20 protein-coding genes are annotated in these 22,630 nt (G+C 33.1%); 10 read left to right on the top strand and 10 right to left on the bottom strand.

Features of this window, described 5'->3' with window-relative positions; all coding sequences use genetic code 11:
* Positions 1–15: 15 nt before the first annotated feature.
* The 3 genes from EW093_RS03790 to EW093_RS03780 are packed head-to-tail and all read left to right on the top strand — an operon-like array spanning position 16 to position 2,435.
* Positions 16–651, top strand: coding sequence for an aldo/keto reductase (locus EW093_RS03790; protein ID WP_281283472.1), 636 nt, complete (start codon positions 16–18; stop codon positions 649–651).
* Between the two features lies 1 nt (position 652).
* Positions 653–1,255 carry a TetR/AcrR family transcriptional regulator gene (locus EW093_RS03785; protein ID WP_149567114.1) on the top strand — a complete coding sequence of 201 codons (603 nt, stop codon included), beginning with the start codon at positions 653–655 and terminating at the stop codon, positions 1,253–1,255.
* Between the two features lie 16 nt (positions 1,256–1,271).
* The gene (locus EW093_RS03780) at positions 1,272–2,435 is read left to right on the top strand and encodes an MFS transporter (protein WP_187759816.1); all 1,164 of its coding nucleotides are present in this window, start codon (positions 1,272–1,274) and stop codon (positions 2,433–2,435) included.
* On the opposite strand, the gene EW093_RS03775 is transcribed toward EW093_RS03780, so the two are convergent.
* The 8 genes from EW093_RS03775 to EW093_RS03740 form a co-directional block, all read right to left on the bottom strand.
* Positions 2,400–4,823, bottom strand: coding sequence for a beta-glucosidase (locus EW093_RS03775; protein ID WP_149567112.1), 2,424 nt, complete (start codon positions 4,821–4,823; stop codon positions 2,400–2,402). The two genes, EW093_RS03780 and EW093_RS03775, sit on opposite strands and share 36 nt — an antisense overlap.
* Positions 4,816–5,484 (bottom strand): TetR/AcrR family transcriptional regulator, encoded by a 669-nt coding sequence (locus EW093_RS03770; RefSeq protein ID WP_149567111.1) that lies wholly within the window; start codon positions 5,482–5,484, stop codon positions 4,816–4,818. The genes EW093_RS03775 and EW093_RS03770 overlap by 8 nt, the downstream gene beginning before the upstream one ends.
* A 208-nt stretch (positions 5,485–5,692) precedes the next feature.
* Entirely contained in the window at positions 5,693–7,423 is a 1,731-nt protein-coding gene (locus EW093_RS03765; RefSeq protein ID WP_223111645.1) for an ABC transporter ATP-binding protein, read from the bottom strand.
* Between the two features lie 58 nt (positions 7,424–7,481).
* Positions 7,482–7,790 (bottom strand): hypothetical protein, encoded by a 309-nt coding sequence (locus EW093_RS03760; RefSeq protein WP_149567110.1) that lies wholly within the window; start codon positions 7,788–7,790, stop codon positions 7,482–7,484.
* Between the two features lie 174 nt (positions 7,791–7,964).
* Positions 7,965–8,552, bottom strand: a complete 588-nt coding sequence (locus EW093_RS03755) for an acetate uptake transporter (RefSeq protein ID WP_149567109.1) — start codon at positions 8,550–8,552, stop codon at positions 7,965–7,967.
* Between the two features lie 58 nt (positions 8,553–8,610).
* Positions 8,611–9,903, bottom strand: a complete 1,293-nt coding sequence (locus tag EW093_RS03750) for a DUF1015 domain-containing protein (RefSeq protein WP_149567108.1) — start codon at positions 9,901–9,903, stop codon at positions 8,611–8,613.
* 60 nt (positions 9,904–9,963) lie between these two features.
* Positions 9,964–11,289, bottom strand: a complete 1,326-nt coding sequence (locus tag EW093_RS03745; protein WP_149567107.1) for an MATE family efflux transporter — start codon at positions 11,287–11,289, stop codon at positions 9,964–9,966.
* 122 nt (positions 11,290–11,411) lie between these two features.
* Complete coding sequence (locus EW093_RS03740; RefSeq protein ID WP_149567106.1) at positions 11,412–12,689, bottom strand: P-loop NTPase; 1,278 nt, start codon at positions 12,687–12,689, stop codon at positions 11,412–11,414.
* 244 nt (positions 12,690–12,933) lie between these two features.
* Here EW093_RS03740 and EW093_RS03735 point away from each other — a divergent pair, with 244 nt between their 5' ends.
* The 4 genes from EW093_RS03735 to EW093_RS03720 all read left to right on the top strand — a co-directional run bounded on the left by EW093_RS03735 (position 12,934) and on the right by EW093_RS03720 (position 17,186).
* Positions 12,934–13,464 carry a rhodanese-like domain-containing protein gene (locus EW093_RS03735; RefSeq protein WP_149567105.1) on the top strand — a complete coding sequence of 177 codons (531 nt, stop codon included), beginning with the start codon at positions 12,934–12,936 and terminating at the stop codon, positions 13,462–13,464.
* 69 nt (positions 13,465–13,533) lie between these two features.
* The gene (locus EW093_RS03730) at positions 13,534–15,423 is read left to right on the top strand and encodes a sensor histidine kinase (protein ID WP_149567104.1); all 1,890 of its coding nucleotides are present in this window, start codon (positions 13,534–13,536) and stop codon (positions 15,421–15,423) included.
* Positions 15,424–15,443: 20 nt separating this feature from the next.
* On the top strand, positions 15,444–16,274 hold the full coding sequence (locus tag EW093_RS03725) for a bifunctional methionine sulfoxide reductase B/A protein (protein WP_149567103.1): 831 nt from the start codon (positions 15,444–15,446) through the stop codon (positions 16,272–16,274).
* A gap of 12 nt (positions 16,275–16,286) precedes the next feature.
* A complete protein-coding gene (locus EW093_RS03720) occupies positions 16,287–17,186 on the top strand; it encodes a DMT family transporter (RefSeq protein WP_149567102.1) in 900 nt (299 codons plus the stop codon).
* Positions 17,187–17,199: 13 nt separating this feature from the next.
* Here EW093_RS03720 and EW093_RS03715 read toward each other — a convergent pair whose 3' ends face one another.
* Both EW093_RS03715 and EW093_RS03710 read right to left on the bottom strand, forming a co-directional pair.
* Positions 17,200–18,099: a hypothetical protein gene (locus EW093_RS03715; protein ID WP_149567101.1), complete on the bottom strand. Its 900-nt coding sequence runs from the start codon at positions 18,097–18,099 to the stop codon at positions 17,200–17,202.
* 438 nt (positions 18,100–18,537) lie between these two features.
* Complete coding sequence (locus tag EW093_RS03710) at positions 18,538–19,914, bottom strand: ATP-binding cassette domain-containing protein (RefSeq protein WP_149567100.1); 1,377 nt, start codon at positions 19,912–19,914, stop codon at positions 18,538–18,540.
* Positions 19,915–20,051: 137 nt separating this feature from the next.
* Here EW093_RS03710 and dbpA point away from each other — a divergent pair, with 137 nt between their 5' ends.
* The 3 genes from dbpA (at position 20,052) to pflA (ending at position 22,607) form a co-directional block, all read left to right on the top strand.
* Positions 20,052–21,419: an ATP-dependent RNA helicase DbpA gene (gene dbpA, locus EW093_RS03705; protein WP_149567099.1), complete on the top strand. Its 1,368-nt coding sequence runs from the start codon at positions 20,052–20,054 to the stop codon at positions 21,417–21,419.
* Positions 21,420–21,534: 115 nt separating this feature from the next.
* Complete coding sequence (locus EW093_RS03700; RefSeq protein WP_149567098.1) at positions 21,535–21,726, top strand: cold-shock protein; 192 nt, start codon at positions 21,535–21,537, stop codon at positions 21,724–21,726.
* Positions 21,727–21,875: 149 nt separating this feature from the next.
* Complete coding sequence (gene pflA / locus EW093_RS03695; protein WP_149567097.1) at positions 21,876–22,607, top strand: pyruvate formate-lyase-activating protein; 732 nt, start codon at positions 21,876–21,878, stop codon at positions 22,605–22,607.
* Positions 22,608–22,630 lie beyond the last annotated feature (23 nt).

Genomic DNA, 22,630 nt, shown 5'->3' with positions numbered 1-22,630 from the left:
CTAAGTGTTATACCGTTGTATGCCTATAAAAAGGGCATGGGAGTTATTGTTATGGAACCCCTAAGGGGAGGTTCTTTAGTTACTAAGATACCTAAACCTGTAGAAAAGATCTACAATAGGGCTAAAATCCATCGAACACCTGCCGATTGGGCTCTGCGTTTTGTTCTAGACAACCCTGCAGTAACCCTAGTTTTATCAGGTATGAACGAGGATGAACATATAAAAGAGAATTTAGAGACTTGTTCAGACTCAAATATTAGTAGTTTAACAGAAGAAGAGAATAAAATTCTATCCGATGTTAGAGATAAGTTTAATGAGCTACAGCAAGTACCATGTACAGGTTGCGCCTACTGTCTTCCTTGTCCTATGGGTATAGATATTCCCGCAGCCTTTAAAAATTTAAATGATTACCACATGTTCTCTAAAACAGGAGCACGTTTTCATCATATATCATTTCTTGGAATGGGGTATGAAGATAGAAAACCCCACTTTACATCATCATGTATAGAGTGTGGTCTATGTGAAAAAAAATGCCCACAATTTATTCCTATAAGGGAGAAGTTTAAACTAGTTCAGAGAGATCTAGAGGGCCCTTTAGTAAAATCTCTATCAGCTATTGGTAGGCTAGTTACTGGAGGAAAAAAAAGATAAATTGAATCTATTAATTGAAAACGTAACACAAGAGAAAAAAAATAGAATACTCAACTGTGCAATGGAGGAGTTTGCCTCTAAGGGGTATGATAGAGCATCAACCAATGCAATAATCAAGAAAGCTGGAATATCCAAGGGTGCAATATTTCAATACTTTATGAATAAAGAGTTAATGTTCTACTATATATTTGATCATGCTGAGAAACAGATTAAGGATTATATTCTAGATAATATTGATTTAAATAGTCCAGACCTACTTATTAGAGTACAGAGTTATATGGATAGTATGTTGAATCTTCTAACAGATTTTCCACGTACCATGGAGTTTATATTAAAGGCACGTAGTGATGATAATATAGGGATAAAGAGTGAGATTTTAAAAAGAGAGTCTGACTCGTATAACAAATTAGAAGAGGTCTTTAAAACTGGTTTAGATATTGAGTTATTTAAGAGTCCTAAAGAGTTAGATAAAATAATAATAATTTTAAAATCTACACTAGATAAACTATTAGAGGATGGATTAAACTCCTCCTTAGATAAGAGTGAAATATATGATACAATCTGTGACTATATCTCTTATTTTAGGAAACTGTTCTACATTTAGAATTTGGAGTTTGAGTTTGAAAGATTATATAAAAAGAACCTCAATTGCAGCAATGGCAACAATGTTTGTTTTTGCTGCAAGCGCATCTATAATACCTATATCCCTAGTTAGAATATCTAAGGAGTTGAACTTCTCCTTAACCCAGGGAGGATCCCTAGGTTTTATATCTGCTATGGCCCAGTTTGTTGTTCTATTAATTAGTAGCTACCTAGCTGGAAAATATGGTAAATTACGATTAATTAAAGTGGCTCTTCTTATTTTATCACTTGGTCTATTTCTTTTTACAAAGAGTTCAACATTTCTTCTATCCACAATTTTAGTTCTAATTATAGGTTTTGGGCAAGGTTTCCTTGAAGGCTTATTAACCCCTTTAGTCGAGGATTTACACCCAGGGGATAATGGGAAAAAGATGAACCTTCTCCATGCTTTTTGGCCTATAGGTGTAACTTTTAGTGTTCTATTTTTTGGTGAACTATTAACAAGGGGAACCTCTTGGAGGGTTATATTTGTTATATTAGCTTTGGTTGTATTAATCATTGTTTCCCTATATCCATCTAGTAAAACAATTAACCTTCCTAAATCAAGAACAGAATTTAGTCATATGGGGGAGATAATTTCAAAGCCAAGGTTCTGGTTTTTTGGTTTTTCACTCTTTTTTGCTGGGGGAGCCGAGAGTGCCTTTGCATTTTGGAGTGCTAGTTATATACAGCTAGAGTACAACACAAACCCAAGGGCTGGGGCTATAGGAGCTGCCTTATTTGCTATAGGAATGGTTTTAGGGCGACTCTTAACCAGTAGAATTGCCCATCGGTTTAAACTTAAAAATATTATTCTTATATCTTCCCTTCTCTCCCTAGGGCTGAGCATTGTATTCTTTTTTATAATAAATATCTCATCACTTTTTATACTAATGTTATTTATGGGTCTTACAATAGCTTGTTTATGGCCTAGTATTCAGTCATATGCCGGTTCAGTAATGGGTGTTGATATAACAATTTTAATGATATTTCTATCTTGTTTTGGAACTCCAGGGTACAGTTCTGCCACAATTTTAATGGGAATTATAGGGGATAAGTATGGGCTTCATACAAGCTTTATCTTATCACCTATATATCTCTTTCTATTAGCTGTAGTTTTTTTTATATCAACTAGGTTTAAAGATAGCAAAAAACCCCTTTAAATAGTTACTATTAATAAATTGAAGTAGAATATTTACAGTTTTAAAGGATATTTTACCCCCACTCATTAGAACTAAACTCCTTAGTGGCATCTCATAAATAATAGACTCCATCATTCTCTTCATAGTTGGGTCTACTTCCTCTTCCCCACTAGGTGGTTTTAGAAAATTTTTAGAAATATTTTTATAAAGAATCTTTCCAATAAAAGTACTACTTACATCTCCTACTGTTGAGGTTATAGTAAAATCTTCCCCTTTTAATCTCTTTTGTACCGGTAGATCCCTACCTAAAAGTTCTATAAAACTACTGTTACTAATAGTGTTATATTCAATTAGATTGTAATATTCTGGAGCTTTAGGCTCTAAGTTTTCTATGATTCTTCTGATATCTGATGTAACAGTGACAGACTCTTCTAATCTTATATCCCTACTAGATGAACCAATTAAAATATTAAAAAGGCCACTCTCTACAATCCAATCCTTTGACTCTACATCGTAAAATGCAAAGGATCTTTTTGTTAGTTCAAAGTTTACTTCCCTCTCTTCTCCAGGGTTAAGACCAATTTTTTTAAAAGCTTTAAGCTCCTTTTGTGGTCTAAAAACAGAACTTATATCATCATTTACATATAGTTGTATAATCTCTTTACCATAAACATCCCCAACATTCTTAATTTTTAGACTAACAAGTAATTTATCATTATCACTAATGTTTTTATTGTTAAGTTTTAAGTCAGAATATTCAAAATTGGTATAACTTAGACCAAACCCAAAGGGGAATAAGACATCCTTTTCCGCTTTATCATAGTACCTATAACCAACATATATACTCTCTCTATACTCTACAGTTTTAGGACCCATTCCAAAATATTTAGATGCTAAATCATCCTCGAGTTTTAAGGGAAAGGTCTCTGCAATTTTTCCACTGGGATTTACTATACCAAAAATAATATTAACCATTGCAGTACCAGATGCTTGGCCTCCTAAGTAGCCTTCAAGAACAGCTTTTACACCACCTATCCAAGGCATGATAACAGGAGCCCCATTTTGTAAAATAACAACTATATTCTCATTAACTTCACAAAGGGATTCAATTAACTTATTGTGGCTATCAGGCATATCTAAATGGGTTCGATCAAAGCCCTCAGACTCATAGTCATCTGTTAAGCCAGCTATAACTACAACTTTATCATAAGTTTTAGCGCTATCTACAGCCTGGGATATTAACTCCATATTGGGAATATCAGAGTCTATGTTATACCCCTGTATATAATCGAATTTAATTTGTAAGTTCTCTAGGGCATCTAAGAGGGTTGTAACTTTTGTAGGATTTATTAAAGAGCTCCCCGCACCTTGATACCTAGGTTTTTTTGCAAACTCACCAACAACTAGAATCCTTTCATCTCTACTTAGAGGTAGAATTTCCTCACTGTTTTTCAGTAATACCATTGACTCACCAGCAATCTCTGCAGCAAGGTTATTATGCTCATCCACATCGTATCTATAATCTTTTTGTTTTCCCTCATTAGCTTTAAAAATTAGATTTAGAAGTCTAAGGACAACTCTGTCTACCTCCTCTATGGAGAGGGTTCCATTCTTTACCGCCTTAACAATAAGTTTATCATTTACCCCTCCACTAGATGGCATCTCTAGTTCTAACCCAGCCTTTATTCCTGCTACTCTGTTATTACAAGCCCCCCAATCTGTTACAACTAAGCCTGTATGTCCCCACTCCTCCTTTAATATATTTGTGAGGAGGGTTTTATTATCACTACAGTACTCCCCATTATACATATTGTAGGCACACATAACTGTCCAAGGTTGGGCTTCTTTTATTATAGTTTCAAACCCTGGGAGATATATCTCCCTTAGGGCTCTATCATCAACAACAGACTCAATAGCCATTCTTCTATACTCTTGATTATTAAGGGCAAAGTGTTTCAGTGAAGTTCCAATGCCATTACTTTGAACTCCTCTAACTAGGGATGCCCCCATTTTTCCAGTTAAATAGGGGTCTTCTGAGATATATTCAAAATTTCTACCACATAGAGGGGATCTTTTTATATTAGCGCCAGGTCCTAGCAATACGGATACATCCTCGGCTAAACACTCCTTAGATAGGGCTACTCCCATATTAAACATCAACTCCTCATCCCAGGAACTAGCTGTAGCTGATGCTGTGGGGAAACAGGTAGCTTTTACACTTCCACCTAGGCCTACATGGTCTCCCTTAACTTCCTGTTTCCGTAGACCGTGGGGACCGTCTGTTACCATAATTGATGGAATATTTAATCTTTGTATCCCCTTTAAATGCCAAAAATCCTCTCCAGAACAGAGACTAGCCTTCTCTTCTAATGTTAATTTGTTTAAAAGATCCCTAATGTTTTCACTCATTATTAACTCCTAAATGGTTTAAAATTATCTCAATATGTTTGTAAATAAGTTTTGGATTAATTGATTCATTTTCATACTCTTTTATATTAATTCGCATGATAAGGCTAAATATTGATTGGGTAATATATGTATCATAGAGGGTTATCTCCTCCTCATGTATAAGTATGGACCTATCAGCTATTCCCTTTTTTAAAGCATTTTTAATGGATGTAGACTTACTACTCTCAATTAGTGGTAGATACTCCTTTGTATATTTTATAAATGCAGGGTGATCCTTGGAAAGGGTAGATATATATATATCGAAATACATAATATATTTAGTAAATGCTATCTCATCCTCTTTTGTTTGGTTTAGATGTATAAGATTAAACATTAAAACCTTTAACTGTTTTATACCTGTTAATTGATTAAAGGAGGTATCAAGTGGAGTATTTATACTTCTAAAAAATATTTCATAGGTAGAATCAACTACTAAAAACTCCTTAGAAGAGTAGTAACGGTATAAATTTCTAGTAGTAATACCACACAGTTTACTAATTTCAGCCATAGAGACAGACTCAATCCCCTTAGATGTAAATAGCTCTAAGCTATTAGATAGAATGGATTTTCTTGTTTTTGATCTTGTTGGTGTTTCATTATAGAAGATATTAATGTCATTCATAGAGACATTTTACCCTACAATGGAGATATGTCAATATAATGTCCTGATGCAAGACATTTTTTATCTATTTATTAATCTTAATAATAGTAATATAATTAGCTATAGATAAGGAGTTTTTTATGAAATATTTAAAAACCCTATCCAATGTTATGGGGTAGTTACCCCTAAAGATATAGAGCCGACTATTATTAATTAGTCGGCTATTTTTTTATACAAATTGGGAATTGTATAGATTCCTATATAGGCCATCCCTATCAAAAAGTTCATCATGTGTTCCTTGGTCTTCAATTCCATCTGTAGTTAATACAACAATTTTATCCGCATGCCTTACAGTAGAGAGTCTATGGGCAATAACCAGAGTAGTTCTTCCCCTGCTTAACTCTTCTAGTGCTTTTTGAATCTTTCTCTCTGTCTGATTATCTAATGCGGATGTTGCTTCATCTAAAATAAGAATAGGAGGATTTTTTAGAAAGGCCCTAGCAATTGCTAATCTCTGTTTTTGTCCCCCAGAGAGTAAAATACCCTTCTCTCCAATCCATGTATCATAACCATTATCAAGGGAGGTTATAAAATCGTCAATTTCTGCCTTTAGAGCAGCTTCTTTAATCTCACTATCTGTTGCATCTGGTCTTCCGTATAAGATGTTCTCTTTAATTGTACCAGTAAATAGGAATACATCCTGTTGCACAAAACCAACAGACTTCCTTAAACTAGATAGGGTTGTATCTCTTATATCAATACCATCAATGTTTACACATCCACTATTAACCTCGTAAAATCTGGGTATAAGATGGCATAGGGTTGTTTTTCCAGCACCTGTTGGTCCTACAATTGCTACAGTTTTACCTGATGGAATATGTAGGTTTATATCAGATAGTATATGATTTTCATCATCATAACTAAATGTAACATTATTAAGTTCAATATTCCCCTTTGGATTTATTAACTCTATAGCATCATCCCTATCTATAATATCTGGTTCTTGATCCATAATGTCACAAAATCTTCTAAATCCTGCCATACCCTTCTCATACTGCTGAGTAAAACCTGTGAACCGTTTAATAGGTTCAATTACAAGGTTTATGTAGAGCATAAAAGCTAGTAGGTCAGGGATATCGATACTCTCCTTAAAAACCATATAACCACCAACAGCTAAAACAACAATATTTAAAAGTGTCATTAAAAAGGTTACACCTACGTGGAAGTGGGCCATGGATTTATAAGCCCCTCTTTTAGCCCCTCTAAAATCATTATTGGACTTGTTAAAACGTAACTTCTCAAATAACTCATTTGTAAATGCTCTAGCTACTCTAATTCCAGCAATAGAGTTCTCAAGGCTTGAATTGATCTCTCCCATTTTAACCCGAACAGTAGCCCAGGATTTACCAAGGCTAGATCGTCTTGTTATTGTAAACCAAAGAATTAGTGGGATCATAATACAGAAAATTAAGACAGCTAAATGCCACTCTACCTGAACTAAATATATAAAAGAACCTAATAACATAACAACAGAGAGGAAGATATCCTCAGGACCATGGTGGGCTAATTCTGAAACTTCGTTTAAATCATTAACAACCCTGGACATAAGCTCTCCAGTTCTATTGTTATCGTAAAACTTAAAGGGTAGTTTTTGTAGATGGTTAAATAGGTCCCTTCTCATGTCACTTTCCATATAGACACCCATTATGTGTCCCCAGTATAGAACCACAAAGTCGAGAAAACATCTAATAATATATAGACCTAATAATAGTGCTAATAGAGTAAATAGGCTGTTTAGATTTCCTTCAGGTAGTATATCCTGGAGAATTGTTCTAGTAAAAGCTGGATATAATAGGTCTATTATGGCTATTGATAGTGCACAAAATAGGTCAATAAAGAAAATTCTTTTATGGGGTTTGTAGTAGTTTGTAAATCTTTTAAGTATAGGCTTATTATTCATTTAAGTATTATCTTATAAATATAAGGATACTACAATGCTTGTCTCTCTATAATTATTACTACTCATAATATATTGATATTTCCCCTGTTTCATGGGAATCCCTGAGGAAAAACATCCCCTCATCCATTAGAGCTATACCCCGCTCAAGTCCTTCCTTATAAAGCTTATCTTTTATCTCTATTTTTTTATCTAATTCACAATCTCTGTTAAAAAACAGTTTAATAACTTCTGGGCGGTGATCATCAAATTGTAAAATAAAGAGGGAGTGATCCGAAAATATTAAATCATCATAAAAATAACTTATGTCTAATCCACAAGCATTTATAATATCCTTTGCTGTATCAAAGGGTCTAAATCTGGTATTCATAAAATCTCCTACAAATGGGTAGTTTAAAGTATGTTAAAACTACACTTATGTTCTAAATTTTGCTAAAGTTATAATAATCTCTATTAGAACCTAGCAATATTTAATAAGATGCAAATTTTATGCCAAAAAAAAGCCTCCCATAGGGAGACTTCTATAATAACTTGGATTTTAAACCTATTTAACAACACCAATTGGCATAACTTCTCTTCCATATAGTTCGTTTAAAACCTGGGCTATAGCTGCATATAGAGCGGAAAGTCCACATATTATACCCTCAAACCCTGCAATTTTTTTTACTAAATGGCTTCCTGAGAAATCTGAAATTGCTAATAAAAAGAATAATAGGGTTAAAGTAGAAAATACAACTTGAAGAGCTCTATTTATCTTTAAAGTTCCAACAAACATTCCAAGGGTAAATACTCCCCAGAAGAGTAGGTATACAGCCATAGCAATTGCCGAAGACTCATTTGCAATTCCAAGGGCTGGAAATGTCCATGTAATTACAAGGCTAATCCAAAAAAAACCGTATAGAGTAAAGGCTGTGGTTCCAAAAGTATTATTTTTCTTTGACTCTAAAATACCCGCTATTACTTGTGCAATACCTCCAACAGCTATACCCATTCCCATTATCATTGAATTTAGTGGGAAAAAACCTGCATTATGAAAGTTTAATAGTAGGGTAGTTAAACCAAAACCAACTAAACCTAGGGGTGCTGGATTTGCACTGTTATCTACTACTTCTACAGGTGAATAATTTGACATAAAAACTCCTAATATCTAAATAAATGAGGGTACATAATAGATACAACTTATGGAATAGTCAACTAGTCAATTTTCTTGATTCAATATAGTAACGTTTCTCTTCAGCTTCTCCAATTGAAAATGTTTTCCTAGGCAGGGAACCATCCTCCTCTATCATCTTAAAGAAACGATTTTTCTTAATAGCCGGAAAGTATAGAACCAGATTATCCTCTTTCTGCCCTAAGTTTTTAGCAATACCATCCCCATGAATATAATCCACACTACACTTAGGGTTTAAAATTAAGAATTCATCGATAACCCTTTGAACAACTTCATAGGAGAGTTTAAATTCTGGTTCGTTGATTGTTAATAACCCCCAAATCCCACTATTTAAAAATCCTACCCTATGCTCCTCTTTATCTAGTTTTAGATCTTTTTTTACATCATCCTCGGATAAGTTATATTGTGCAGTTGTTGTAGCCCTCTTTTTTAAGAACTCAATAAAGCTACTGGTTCTAACTCCATATAAAACTCTATGTATTGGTTCAAAAATTATACCTTCGTTATATATATTATTAACTTCAACTAAGGCATATCTTCCAGGGTGGTCACTCGCTGCACCCTCTAGTTTTAGTTGTTCCCAAATCTCCTTTGCCGATGCTAGGGAGTGGTTCCCATCCCCTACAGCAAATAACATCTTGTTTTTATTAAACAGTTTTTCAAAGGATTTACATATCCTATTTAAATGCTCTTCCTTAGAAATTAGATAACCTGCAATTTTCCCACCATTTTGCATCAGATCAAAATTATAAACTTTTTCATACTCATCTATATAGGTAAAAGCTTCCTCTATAATCTCTTTTTTCTCATCGTTTATTAATAATAAAATATGGGGAATATCAAGGGGGGCATTTTCCCTAATTTCAATACGGGGAGGCAGTCTCTCAATTACTGTTCCCTCAGTAGGTCTAATTAAACACTGGGTTCCATCTTTAAAGCAGTACTGTTCTAGATCTATAGCCATAATTAAACCCTTTCTAGACTTTGTATAGGGTGTAGATCTATTTACTAATATAAATCCAGGTTTAAGTGGTTGTAAAACTCTATTCTCAATATACTTACGCATAGTATTTTTTATACTGTCTATTTTATCTTTTTTATCTTTATCGTTTAGGTAGACTTCAGGTAGTATTAATCTAAGGGTTGATGGACCATCATCAACAATTTCTGTTGTTTTAATCCAGTACTCTTTTTCAGAAGTAAATTGATCACAGGCTATAACTGCCCATTTATTCATATCCACATTATTGGGAAGAAGTATTTCTGGAATATGTATACCCATTAAAGAAAATCGTTTTAATAAATCTGTCATACTATATATTATCACGTTTTTAGTTTGATATAGGAAGGGGATTTTCGTATTTCATTTAAATTATACTAAAATTTTTGATTCCCATCTTCTAGAGAGCCATCTTTTTAATATTACTCCACCTCTTAACCACTCCTCAATAAGCCTAGCAATCCATATTCCAGCCATTGCATAACCTAATTTTATACCAAATAGATATGCTAGAGTTACAGCTATACTCCACATCATAATTATTCCTGTAAATACAGGGTATTTTACATCACCTGCTCCCCTTAATCCCGCAATAACCACTAAATTCAGAGGTCTTGCTATCTCATGGATTACTGCTAGGAGTAGTAGAGTAGAGGTTATTGCTGTAATTGTAGGGTCTAGTGTCACTAATTTAATAAGTGGGAATCTAAATATTGCAATTGTCCCAGCTAATATTAAAGAAGAGATAATTCCAATTTTTAGATTTTTTAGGCAAATTTTATAAGCACCATCCATATCCTTAGAACCAACACTATACCCAACTAATATCTGGGTCGCATTTCCAAGGGATATAGATAACATATAGGCGAATCTTGTAAAATTTATTGTATATGTGTACGAAGCTAAAGATGCTGTTCCTAGGGATGAAACCATGTATAGAATTACTATTTGAGCCAAATTGTAGGATAGAAACTCTCCTGCTGATGGGACTCCTATTTTTAGGATGTCTTTTATATATGTACCAAGTGTTTTTATTTTTCTAATTGCAAACATATTGATCTCTGGGATTCTAGTTATTATTAACATCATAACAAAAGCTCCAGCACCTTGACTGAAAACAGTGGATATAGCAACACCTTTTACCCCAAGCTGGGGAAAACCAAGGGCACCAAAAATAAATAGATAGTTCCCAATAATATTTATTATATTAGCTCCAATATTTACATAAAGGGGGATATATGAGTATCCATAACTCCGTACAATTCCTGCAAATACTAGGCTTACTGCCTGGAATATTGAGAAGCGTACATAGACCTTAAAATAGTCTGAAGCAAAGAGTCTAACCTGGGGTTCTAAACCTAAACTATTAATAATTAGGTCTGATAAAAGGTATAAAAGGGTACTTAGAATAATAGCTAGTCCAATATTTGCTAAAACAGCAGATTGGGCTATTTTAGATGCATCTTCACTCTTTTTTGCCCCTAAATATTGGGAGATCAATATACTTGAACCTGTTGAAGCCATTAAATAGATCACCATTACAAAAAAAGTAAATTGCTGTATCGTACCAACTGCAGCTACAGCTTTATCAGAGTATTGACTTAACATAAATGTATCAACATTCATTAATAGTGTTCTTAGTAGTGTTTCAAAAAAAAGTGGTAGTGTTATTGCAAAAGTAGTCATCTTTTTATTCATAAAAATCTCCGTAAAGTAAACTACCATAATTCAAAATCTTAATTTACTCAATTACTATAATAGACATAGGAAACAGAGATATAAAAAAAGGGGCTAAAAAAGCCCCTTTTAATAAAATATAGCTACTTTAAAGAGCTATAGGGATAGATACTAGATGTATGGCCATCACTCCACTGTATGGAAACAGCATAATTCCCAAGGGGAACTGCCTTCTCTCCATGAATATCTTCTGGTATATCTTCTTTTTTAAGAGTTTTCTTTCCTGTATACTCATCTACACAAAGAGCACATTTACAACTATCCCTTAACTCTTTGTTAGGAACTTCCTTAACTGTTCCATCATCCCATGTAATTGTAACTAAATCCTTACTTAAAGCTACCTGTGGTGGGGTTATAGCCTTAGATGTAATAGCACCTAACTGTCTTACTAAGTTATTTGCTAACTCACTATTTAAGTCGTTAGTTTTGTATTTATCAAATGGTACAGCTCTAGTAGCCTCTATAGGTATATGGGCTAGAGTCTCAATACCAAACCGCTCGGATAAATCTCCCCGTTGTTCCCCAAAAATATGGTGTTCCTTATCACAACTATCACATACAAAGTGGGACATATTTTCTACTACACCTAAAATAGGTATCTCAACTTTTTCAAACATTAAGATACCCTTAACTACATCAACTAATGATAGGGAGGATCTCGTTGTAACTATAACAGCCCCATCTAACTTAATAGTTTGGGATATTGTTAACTGTATATCCCCAGTCCCTGGAGGCATATCTATAAATAGGTAGTCAAGTTCTCCCCAATCAACCTGGGTTAATATCTGTGTTATATAACCAGAAACCATAGGACCACGCATTATAGCAGGGGAGTCACCAATTAGATAACCAAATGACATAAACTTCATCCCATTTGATTCAAATGGAATCATCATTTCACCCTTTTGGTAAATTTTAACATCGTGTTGATTATAAAGGGTTGCTAGAGATGGACCAAACAAGTCTGTATCTAGTACACCCACTTTATAACCTTTAGATGCGAACTCGCTAGCTAATGTGGCGGTTACTGTGGACTTTCCAACACCCCCTTTAGCAGAGGCTACAGCAATAATATTTTTAACATTTTTCAAACTCTCGGTATCATTGCTTCTTTTTCTATCCCTAGAGGTCATTACTATATTAACCTTATCAACCCCATCTAACTCTAATACAACTCTCTCTGCTTCTTCCTTAAACATATTCTTTAAGGGACAACCAGCTATTGTTAATTCCATGGAAAAACTAACTGTCGATCCATCTATTATTAGCTCTTTAATAAAGCCTAATGTAACTATATCTTTATGAAGATCTGGGTCTTCAATTTGACTTAATACTTTTAAAACATCTTCTCTTGTTACCATAGTAAACTCCTATTAAATAAATAATACTAATTCTTAACCCTATAATCAATCTTAATAATACTTGTTATTATTAATGTCTTATATTATCTTTTAAATATATAGGAGATTTTAAGATGAAAAAAATAGTTTAACAATAATAGCTTTATTAATAATTCTAGCAGCATGTACCACTGCTGAAGAGAGTAAAATCTCAGGTAGGCTAGATGGCGGACTAAGAATTATTAATATAAAAGATTATAAAAATATGAATTTTACAGTTTATAGAGGGGACTACATAGTACTTGAAACACCAAATAATGATTTATTAAACCTAGTGATACCTGGTTTAGAAATAAATCAAAAACTTCCTAAAAAGAGTAGCGAGACATCATATATAAAAATTAAAAAAAGTGGAAAATATGATTTTACCCTAGGTGATTATAAGGGGCATCTTACTGTTTTAGAGCTGGAATCTCCTAAGTATAGTGAGGTAACAGCTAAAGAGGCCTTAACACTAATGGCTAATATTAAACCCTTTATTTTAGATGTTAGAACACAGGGGGAGTATGAGGCTGGTTTTATTGAAAATGCCACACTTCTACCTGTTCAATTTTTAAAAAGGGATATAAAAGAGCTAGAAAAGTATAAAAATGAACCAATATTAGTCTACTGTCAGTCTGGGAATAGAAGTACTGTTGCTGCTAGAATACTAATTGATAATGGTTTTACTAATATATATAATCTACGTTATGGAATAGGGGATTGGAAGTCTAGGGGATATAATATAGTTAAATAAATTTTATTGTAGATCCATAGGTATCAAACTATAATTATGATTAGATTAGGTTAGTAAACTTGGAGAAATATGAGGAAAAGTAGAACTATACATAGATTCTTATTAAATTTTATAATTTTTACAATTTTACTACCTATGATAGTTCTAGGGGTCTCGAATACAATCTTATCCGTTGATAGTTTTCAGAAAGCGTTAAAAAAAGAGGATGATATTAAAATATCTCTTTTATCCAAAATGATAAGAGATTATATAAGGGGTCCTCTTTTAGAGCTAAATATAATTAAAGAGAATTTAGAATCAACTAGAAATACCTCATCAGAGGATTTTAATAAACTTCTAGGGATCTTAACAGAGAATAGTGAAAAAATTTGGTCTATACAGGTTTCTGATTTATATGGAAACATTAGGGCTTTATACCCAAATGATGAAAGGTTATTAGGAACCGATATCTCTGGACATGAGTATTTTAAAATTGTTACCCATAGTGATAAACCATACTGGTCATCAACATTCCTCTCAAGCAAAACAAACTCATCAGCAGTAACTCTAAGTAAAAAATATAGCGATGGAGTAATAACTCTTTTTATATCAATAAAAGAAATGGATGAGATTCTAGCCCTACTAAATGGAGAAAACTCAAGTAGGTTAGTCTTTGTTACAGATCAGAGAGGAGTCTATGTATATCATCCAGATTATAAAAAAGTCTTGTTAAGGGAGAATAACCTTTTTGAAGAAAAACAGAAGGAGTATGCTACATATAACAATGAGAAGTACTATATAAAAACAGTTCAAATGCCAGAAACAGGGTGGCAGGTATCCCTCTATACTCCTATGGATAACATTTATCAAACTATATATAAATTAGTTCTTCCCCTAATAATAATACTAATATCCCTAATTTCGATAGCTATTATTATAGGAAGAAGGTTTAGTAAAACTATATATAACGGAATTAATGCCCTATTAAACTCCACAAGGGAGATAGCTCTAGGTGAATATGATATAACAATTAGGTCACTAGCATTAGAAGAGATGGATCTTCTAGCAAAATCAGTAACTAATATGTCCAAAGTTATATTAGAAAGAGAGACAGAGCTAAAGGATGCATACTTAAAAATAAACAATAACAAAGTCCTTTTAGAAAGGGAGGTGGAGAAGCAGACAAAGGATTTAAGATCAGCTTTAGAATCCCTAAATGATGCTCAAGAGAAGGTTATTGAGTCTGAAAAGCTTGCAAGTTTAGGAGGAATGGTTGCCGGTGTAGCCCATGAAATAAATACACCTATTGGAATCATTGTAACAGCTGCATCATATCTACAAGATAAAACAGAAGAGTTATATAAATCCTATAAAGAAAATACTATGGCAAAAAGTATGTTTTCTACTTATTGTGAAAACGTGTTAAGTACTACATCTTTAATCCTTTCAAATAGTAAAAGATCTTCTAATCTAATTAGTAGTTTTAAACAGGTTGCTGTAGATCAATCAAGCGAAGAAGTTCGGGTTTTTAGAATGAAAAAATATATTAATGAAATCCTTACAAGTCTACATCCGAATTTTAAAAAAACAACCCATATAGTAGAAGTTAATTGTGATGAATCTATAACTGTTAAAAGTTATCCTGGAGCAATTGCCCAAATATTAACAAACCTTATATTAAACTCAATAAAACATGGGTTTGAAAATATCCCTAACGGTGTAATAAGCATTGATATATATTTAGAAAATGAACGTATACATTTTATTTACAAAGATAATGGAAAGGGAATGAGCCCAGAGGAAGTAAAAAAAATATACGATCCTTTTTTTACAACAAAAAGAGGCAAAGGCGGAAGTGGTTTAGGAATGCATATTGTATATAACTTGGTAACACAGAAGCTTGGAGGACAGATATCTTGCACAAGTTCCAAAAATAATGGAACAACCTTTTTATTGGACTTTCCATCTCAAATAGTATAAGATTTTTTAAGGATAAATATATGAGTAATAAATTAACAAAAGAAGAAGAGAATATAATTATATATAAGGGAACTGAGGCACCATTTTCAGGGGAGTATGATGACTTTTTTATAGAGGGGTTTTACCACTGTAAGCAGTGTGATACTAGGTTATACAGCTCTGACGATAAGTTTAATGCAGGGTGTGGGTGGCCTAGTTTCGATGATGAACTACCTGGGACTATCGATAAAAAAATTGATGCTGATGGTAGAAGAACAGAGATTCTTTGTTCCAATTGTGGTGGTCATCTAGGACATCTTTTTAAAGGTGAAAACCTTACTGAGAAAAACAGTAGATACTGTGTAAACTCCTTATCTATAAAGTTTAAACCATCTAGTTCCGCATACTTTGCAGGTGGATGTTTTTGGGGTGTTGAGCATCTATTTCAAAAGCAAGATGGTGTATATTTAGTTACCTCCGGTTATATGGGTGGGGTGACAAATAATCCTAGTTACCAGGATGTATGTACAGGAAAAACAGGGCATTTAGAGGTTGTAAAGGTTAGTTATGATCCTAAAATAATAAGTTATAGAGAGTTAGTTCAATTCTTTTTTGAAATTCATGACTCTACACAGAAAAATGGTCAAGGCCCAGATATTGGTCCCCAATATTTATCAGCAATATTCTACTCAAATAAAGAAGAGTTTGAAACTGCTGTAAAAGTTATAAACTTGTTAAAGAGTAAGGGGTATGATGTGGCTACAGAGCTTTTTGAGGCGAGTAAATTTTGGAAAGCGGAAGAGTATCACCAAGATTATTACCAAAAAAATAATAAAGAACCGTATTGTCATACATATAAAAAGATATTTTAATTAAGGGTAAAAATGATAAATAAAACATTAAGGTCTGATGCTCTACTACTATTAACATCAGCAATTTGGGGCTTTGCATTTGTCGCCCAGTTAAAAGGAATGGAGTATATTGGTCCATACCTATACAATGGAGTGAGGTTTGCCATTGGTTCCGTCTCATTAATTCCCTTAATATTTTTTATGAGAAAAAAACGTATTAAGCAGAATACCCAGCATGTTAGATTAACTAATAGGCATATTTTTATTGCTGGGTTAATTGCAGGTATAGTTCTTTTCTTAGGTGCTTCCCTTCAGCAGGTAGGGTTACAGTTTACAACCGCAGGTAAGGCGGGGTTTATTACAGGGCTATACGTAGTACTGGTGCCAGTCTTTGGTGTTTTTCTTAAACATAAAACAGGTATACCTACTTGGATTGGAGCGTTTATTGCTGTTACAGGACTATACTTAATCAGTGTAACAAAGGGTTCCGGGATTGGTAAGGGAGACTTTTTAGTTCTTCTAAGTTCCGTCTGTTTTGCACTACACGTTTTATTAATTGATCACTATTCAAAAAGGATAGAACCTGTTTTACTTGCATCAATCCAATTTTTTTGGTGTTCTCTACTAAGTTTTATTACAGCTATAGCTATAGAGCCGATAGAGTTAGCAAGTATTGTTAATGCTACAGTTCCAATATTATATGGTGGTATAGGTTCTGTAGGTATTGCCTATACACTACAGGTTGTAGCACAAAAGGATGCTCCTGCAGCCCACTCTTCTATAATATTAAGTTTTGAGAGTGTCTTTGCTGTAGTTGGGGGAGTACTCTTTTTATCAGAAGGATTAACTAACCGTGGTATAATAGGTTGCTTATTAATGTTTACTGGTATGATACTAAGCCAGTGGGACCTTATATATAAAAAGAAGAGATAGGGATATAGGGGTTTTAAATTTTATTAAAATCCCTTAAAAGTTTTAACCTCTCTAGGGTTATTATTCCGCTCCACTCCCTTTTTGCTGCACTCCACTCCTTTGGAAATGTATTTGCCCAGTTCCAATTTGGTGACCATGAGCCATCACTATTTTGATTCTCTATTTCAAAGTCTAGGTTTGTATTAAGCTGTTCAATAATTAAATTAATAAAAGGTGATTCTATTGAAGTAACTACATTAATTGGTTTCAGACAGTACTCTCCCCACTTCTCAGGGTTACTCTCCACCGAGGTTATAATCATCTGATTAAGCTTTTTCTTAACGGTGTGTTTTACTTCAAGGGGTAGGTTTTTACTATTAAAAAGTCTTGTATAGTTTAGTATCTCATCAACTGAAGCCTCTGTATCCCTTTTATCTAAGTAGTCTAGTACCTCATTTAAAATCTTATTCCTAAACTTTTCACTAGATAGGGTTGGATAGTGAAATAGATAACCACATATTTTAACCTTTGGATTCTCTATAAAAAAGTTAAAAGTTTTTTCAAGCTTATTTTGATTCCACCAAGGAGCATGGGCATAGTTTTCCTCTATCTCTGGAAGAAGTCTCCATGTGCTTTTAGTTTGGTTATAGTTAGATATTATGTAGTTCATTGTAGAGATCACAGTAGCTTCACTACTATCAAACTCTAGGTCAATTAATATGTCCATTGCATAGGTTGATGCAAGTATAGAACTTTCATTAGCTCTATAATCAGGTTCTAAACCTCTACCAAAACCTCCATCACTATTATGGAATTTTAATAACTCCTCAAGAACAAGGTATTTTGAACCATCAAAAAAATAAAACTCTAAGAGTTGTCTCTCCAATGGTCTAGCAAACTCTTTAATATAATTTACACCCTTATCAAAAATCATAACTATCTCCTAGTACAATAATAACCTATAAAAGATATATGAAAAAGGATCCTTTTATAAAAAAAGAACTGATTATACAGCTCTTCTTAGGTTTAATTGTTAATAAACTTTTTTTAATATATTTTCATTTATGTTTTTACATAATGAAAATATATCATTGGAAACAAAATCCTTCCATAAGGGAAGTCATTCATTTTTACTAGGAGTAATACCCTATTAAGTTAGGATTTTTTCCTAGTAAAAACAGGTATAACCATACCCAAAATAATTAATATCATACCTAGGGTTTTAAAAAGAGTAATTTGTTCCTTAATGTTTTAGGTCTTATAATAATAAAAAGACAGATATATCCTATTATAAAACGGTATAGAGTTAACTGGGTTGGGGTTAAGACATCAAGTACAATTTTAACTGTTATAATAGCCGATAGATGGTATTTTATATACAACTTATTTCTCCTAGGCTTCCATCTACTGATGGATGTAGTAATAACTCATTTTTTATTGATGGAATATAATCTTCTCTTCTATGACTTACATAGAGAAGGGTTGTCTCTCCCTTATTTGCTAAGCTATCTAATAATAATAGTATCATCTCCCTATTAACTTGGTCTAAACCTAGGCATGGTTCATCTAATATTAGTATCTTAGGGTGTTTCACCATTGCTCTAATAATTAAAACCAATCTTTGTTCCCCGTAGGATAACTCCTTATATGAGTTATCTCTCTTACTGTATAATCCAACTATTTTTAACCATTTAACTCCCTGGTCTATCTCAGATGGGGTAGGCTTTGTATAAAGGCCAATAGTGTCATAAAATCCTGATAACAGAACATTTAAAACCGATATAGAGACCCTATAATCCTTCTGTAGTGTGGATGATACAAGACCTATATGTTGTTTTATATCCCATATAGACTCTCCTGTTCCCTTCTTATATCCAAAAAGTGTAATATCTTGGCCGTATGATTGTGTATTATCTGCACTAATTATTTTAAGTAGAGTTGACTTACCTGACCCGTTTGGACCAACAATTTTAAAGTGTTCTCTACTTTTAACCTTCCAGGTGATATCTTTTAATACCTTTGTTTCTGAAAAAGAGATTGAAACAGATCTCATATCAATTAATGTCTCAATACTTTTATCCCTTTTTTCCAATCCAGGGAGTTGTTCAGGGATATTACCACTAAAGTGTCTTATTCTATTAAAAGCATCACTAGAGAGTATAGAATCTCTACTTCCTGTTAATATTACCCTGTTATTATGAATAAATGAGATATTGGAAATTAAGGGGTGTATATCTTTCTCCCTATTTAGAATTAGTATTATTGTTGTTTTAGAGAGTATTAAATCTTCAATCAAGTTATAAAGTAGTTCTTGGGACTCAATATCTAAGCCATCATAGGGTTCATCTAAAATTAGATAGTCTGGGGATCGCTCAAGCTCTTTTATAATTAAAAGTTTAACAAGTTCTCCTGTGGAGAGATACTTTAAACCCCTATCTTTAATATGTTCAAGATCAAATACACCATGGGGGTCATTAATATACTCCTTTACAAGGGTTCCAACATCCTCTCTATCTAGAAAGTCTGAATCATCATTTCTTCTCTCTTCTTCTAATAACTCTTCAACCTTTTCAAAGGAGACGTAACCACATTTATCTCCTAAATCACTACTTGTTAAAACTCTACCTAAAAGGGTCTTTCCTGAACCGTTATTTCCTAAAACAGCCCAGTTTTCATCCCTTTTAATCTCCCAGTTAGGGATAGTAATAATATTGTCGTTTATCTTTTTTTCATAGTTTACAAATTTCATATAAATATTTTACTTTTTATATTAGATAGTTGAAAGAAGATGTTTTATTATGATGGCCTTAGTTAAAAATAAAAACAAATTGTTTAAATAGTACTATCTTAATTTTACAACTTTTTAACTTTATGCTACTTTAAGCCATGAATTCATTTGAAACACTATCAATATCCAAGGGTATGGTAGAAAACCTAAATAATCTGGAATATAAGCAGATGACTCCTATACAGGAGAAAAGCATCCCTATAATAATAGAGGGTAGGGACATAATAGCAAAGGCCAAGACTGGAAGTGGTAAAACCGCAGCTTTTGGTATTGGAATTTTAGAGAAACTTAATGTAAAAAAGTTTAGAGTACAATCTTTAGTTCTCTGTCCCACAAGGGAGCTTGCTGAACAAGTTACAGCAGAATTAAGGAAGTTAGCGCGATTTAAGCATAATATTAAGATATTAAAATTAACAGGAGGAATTCCTCTTTATAAGCAGGAGGGTTCCCTATTCCATGAGGCCCACATAGTTGTAGGTACTCCAGGGAGAATTTTAAAACTCTTAGAAAGGGGATCATTAAACCTAGACCATCTTAAAAATCTAGTACTTGATGAGGCTGATAGAATGTTAGATATGGGGTTCTCCGACGAGATTAATGCAATCCTAGACTTCCTGCCCCAAAATATCCAGACTCTATGTTTTTCAGCAACTTTTGCAAGTGATATAAAACTCTTTACAAAAAAAGTTCTAAATGACCCTGTTGATATAGAGGTGGAATCTACCCATACAAGTAGCATTATTGAGCAGAAATTCTATTTTGCATCTAAGGATAGAGTAGAAAAGACAGTAGATATAATAAAAAACCATAATTTTGACTCGATAATTGTATTTTGCAATACAAAGGAAACCTGTAAAAGTGTTGTTAAAGAGTTAAATAAAAGCGGTGTAAATGCCCTTACAATACATGGAGATTTGGAACAAAAGGATAGAAATGAGGTATTAGTTCTCTTTTCAAATGGAAGTTCTCGGGTACTTGTAGCCACCGATGTTGCAGCTAGAGGACTGGATATTGGTAGTCTAAGTGCAGTAATTAATTATGACATGCCCTTCGAGACTGAGACCTACGTTCATAGAATTGGCCGAACAGGTAGGGCTGGGAAAAGTGGAAATGCGTTCTCTTTTATCACATCTGGAGAGGAGTTCCGTCTAGATGCTATTAATGAATATATGAATTTAAACCATAAGTGTGAAGAATTTATCTATAAATTAGATAAGCTAGATGATAGTTCTACTCCCTGGGTAACAATATCTATAAATGGTGGAAGAAAAAATAAAATCAGTCCAGGTGATATACTTGGAGCCCTAACTTCTAATAACGGTATAGCAGGAAGTGATGTAGGTAAGATAGATAGACAGGATTATATAACTTTTGTTGCTATTAAGAGGGAAGTGTCCCAAGAAGCTTTTAATATTTTAAGTAACGAAACTATCAAAGGGAAACGTTTTAAAGTTATATTTCATTAGTTAAACGTGAAATAAAACAAAAATAATTTATTATATTCAATTCTTTTTGAATTTGATATTGATTAATAGTCATTAGTACCATATCATTTAATAAATTTTTAATAAGAAGGGCACAATGGAAACAGGAATTGTAAAATGGTTTAACTCAACAAAAGGATATGGTTTTATTACTCAAGAAAATGGTAATGACCTTTTCGTACACACTAGCGAAATCCAAGGATACATCGACGAAGGTGATAAAGTTGAGTTTGAAATCGGTGATGGTCAAAAAGGACCTTGCGCAATTAATGTAAAAAAATTAGCTTAATTTTAAACTAATTATATTTTATATTTATATTATTGAAAGCTGTCTGAAAAGACAGCCTTTTTTTTGTCCAAAAATTATTATATTAATTTATTACTACAGTTTACCCTCCCTTTCTTTTAAAAAAAAATTATAAGTGTTATATTTTCTATATGGAAGCTAGAATTCACTCGTATGAAACTATGGGAAGTGTTGATGGCCCTGGGTTAAGATATGTAGTATTTTTTCAGGGTTGTAATATGAAATGTCTCTATTGCCATAATAGGGATACTTGGGATCTAGAGGGTGGTACGGTTACAACTCTAGATAGACTAACTAAGAAGGTAGAATCCCTTAAAGGGTTCTATAAAGAGGATAGTGGCGGTGTCACAGTTTCTGGTGGGGAACCTCTTTTGCAAAGTCAATTTATATATAAGTTTTTTAAAAACGTCCATGATATGGGCCTTACAACTGCTGTGGACACATCTGGGCATTTTTTATTAACAGATAGTGTAAAGCAGGTACTAGATAATACAGACTATCTATTAATGGATGTTAAATCCTTAATGGATGATGTTCATAAAAAGATATCTGGAGTAAACAGAGAGTATGTTGTATCTTTTTTTGAGTATGTAAAGGGATTAGATATAAAAATATGGCTTAGATATGTCTTTGTTCCAGGGTATACGGACTCCAAGGAGGATGTTATAAAACTCTGTGACTTTATAAAAGAGTTTAAAAATATTGAAAGAGTAGATATATTGCCATATCATGATTATGGAAAGGAGAAATGGGTAGCTCTTGGGTATAAATATCCCTTAGAAGATCTACCAATTCCTTCCAAAAAAGCTATTGAAGAGTTTAAAAGTTATATTAAAGAGCATACATTAGTTATTGTAAAATAATAGTCAAATGTATAAGATAACAA

This window comes from Thiospirochaeta perfilievii (assembly GCF_008329945.1).
In the GTDB taxonomy this organism is placed as follows: Bacteria; Spirochaetota; Spirochaetia; order DSM-2461; family DSM-2461; genus Thiospirochaeta; species Thiospirochaeta perfilievii.
The sequence above is the reverse complement of the archived record's forward strand: the minus strand, read 5'-3'. Positions and strand labels throughout refer to the sequence as shown.